Here is a 2,034-nt window from a genome sequence, read left to right on the forward strand (position 1 = left end):
AGTCTGGCCTGCCGCCAGGCGGTCAAGGTGGGCTCGATTAAGGCCCAGCGGGCGTCGGAAATGTCGCTGGGGTACGGCTTCCGTTCGCTCATGGCAGAGCTTCTACCCGAAAGATGTGATCGATAGTAGGCTTCGGCTATTCGGGAGCTTCTACCACTTTTCTAGACCAGACGGAATTTGAGTGCCATCTCATCATCAAATGGTCGCTCGCATGGGCAGTGAGGACTACGCAAAGCTGCGCGTACAGGGAAAAGAGCCCAAAAGGCTGCGACTACAGATCTGGGCATACGCCAACCAACCATGCCTAAACGCCCACTGAGGACGCAAGCCGTAAAACTTCTCCCGAGGAGGGGTGATCAATACCTGGGTGGGGCGCCAAGTGGTGCCCCACCCAGGCTTGAGTGTCTTTCTTGCCGCTGAAGGCGAGCCGTTCATGGTCGGGCACCTGCGGCCGGGGGCGACGCGGAATAACACCGGCGCCAGGTACCACGTCCACAGTACTTGCCGGTGGTCGGCCATCCTCATCGCCGTCCTCGGCTGCCTCGTCGGTGTCGGGGTCGCGGAGCGGGCGTCTACTCATGCCGAGTTGGTGCCGGTAAAAGGAGTACCGGCCGTGCACGTTGATGTGCTTGGAGATGAACGGCGACAGCCGGGCCACGTCGGCCTCCCGCACCGGATAGCCCTGCTCACGTAGCAGGTTGAGCGCATCATCGATGTAGCGGGTGTTCCACAAAACCAGGCAATTCAGGACGATTCCCAGCCCGCCGAGCTGATCTTCCAAGCCCTCGTAGTAGCGGTGGAATAGCTGGCCCTTGCGGCCGTGGAACACCTTCTCGGCCAGGGAATGGCGGCCTTCCTGCAGGTTGCGGATGCCCTTGATGTCCCGTCTCAGGTCCTCATCGTCGATCAGTTGGAGCACGTGCAGCGATTTGAAGATCCGGCCGTAGGTGTTGATCGCCTCGCCCAGCGCGGTGGGGTGGCCATCGCGCTGCAGCATCCGCACCACGTCGTACGGGCTGACCTCGCTGGCGTAGATCGAGGCGACCAGCCGCAGGATGTCCGGCCAATGCTTGACCACCTTGCGCAGATCCAGCACTCCGCGCGCCAGGGAGTTCAACGCGCCGTAGTCGGCCTCGGCCATGGTCTTCCACAGCTTCTGATCCGGCAGATCGGCCAGCGCCGGCCGGTACTGGCGCCCCAGCAGATGCGCCAGCCCGAACACCAGGTCGCTGTAGGATCCGGTGTCGGTCACGATCACGTCGGCGCGGCGGCCCTCCCCGCTGGAGAAGATGACATCCAGCGCGTGCAGGCAGTCCCGGTCGGTGCCGGAGACCACCTTCGCGGCGATCCCGAACGCCTGATCATTGATCATGTTGAGCCAGGTGACGCCGCGTTTCGGGCCGAAGTACTTGCGGTTGGGGCGGGCGTAAGCCGACGGCACCGGGACCACGAACCGCATCCTGTCGATCGCCGCGACCAGGCCGCCCCCCAGAGCCTGGGCGAAGCCGATCCCGGCCTGCTCCTCGATCAGATGCGGGTTGGCGGCGGTGAGGTTTTCGGCCCGCAGGTAGGTGTGCTCGATGTAGCCGAGCCGGTGCCGCTCCAGCGCCGGCACCCCCTTGACCGCGATCGGTGTGTAGGTGATGTTCAGCGCCTGGGTGGTCAGGCAGGCGGCCACCGAGATGTCCAGGTCATCGAGGTGGGACTGCGCGCCGGCCGGGGAGGTGAGGGACTCCAGGAAGCCTGGACACCAGCCGAGCACCTCCACGATCGCCTCGGAGATGTCCACCCGCGGCATCATCGCCTCGACGCGCTTGCGCAGATCGATCAGGCTGGGCGGCTCTTCGATCGCCTTCACGCTCGCCACGTGGATCTTCCCGGCGTCGTCGATGCTCACCGCGGAGTTGGCCGCCAGCCCGGCCCGCACCACCCGATAGGTCCAACGCCGTTCAGTTAGGGCTGTGGTGGCGGCGTCAAGGGCTGGCCGGGATCATGTTGATGCTGATGGTGGCCTTGTAGGTGGTCCGGTCGATG

1 protein-coding gene and 1 pseudogene are annotated in these 2,034 nt (G+C 64.6%); both read right to left on the bottom strand.

Annotated features, from left to right (window positions below):
• Positions 1-92 (bottom strand): annotated as a pseudogene (locus tag AB0J64_RS57100) (IS5/IS1182 family transposase); the annotation flags it as partial.
• A gap of 212 nt (positions 93-304) precedes the next feature.
• Positions 305-1,897 carry a transposase gene (locus tag AB0J64_RS57105; RefSeq protein WP_364047178.1) on the bottom strand — a complete coding sequence of 531 codons (1,593 nt, stop codon included), beginning with the start codon at positions 1,895-1,897 and terminating at the stop codon, positions 305-307.
• Positions 1,898-2,034 lie beyond the last annotated feature (137 nt).

The organism is Nonomuraea sp. NPDC049695 (assembly GCF_040674955.1).
Classification (GTDB): domain Bacteria; phylum Actinomycetota; class Actinomycetes; order Streptosporangiales; family Streptosporangiaceae; genus Nonomuraea; species Nonomuraea helvata.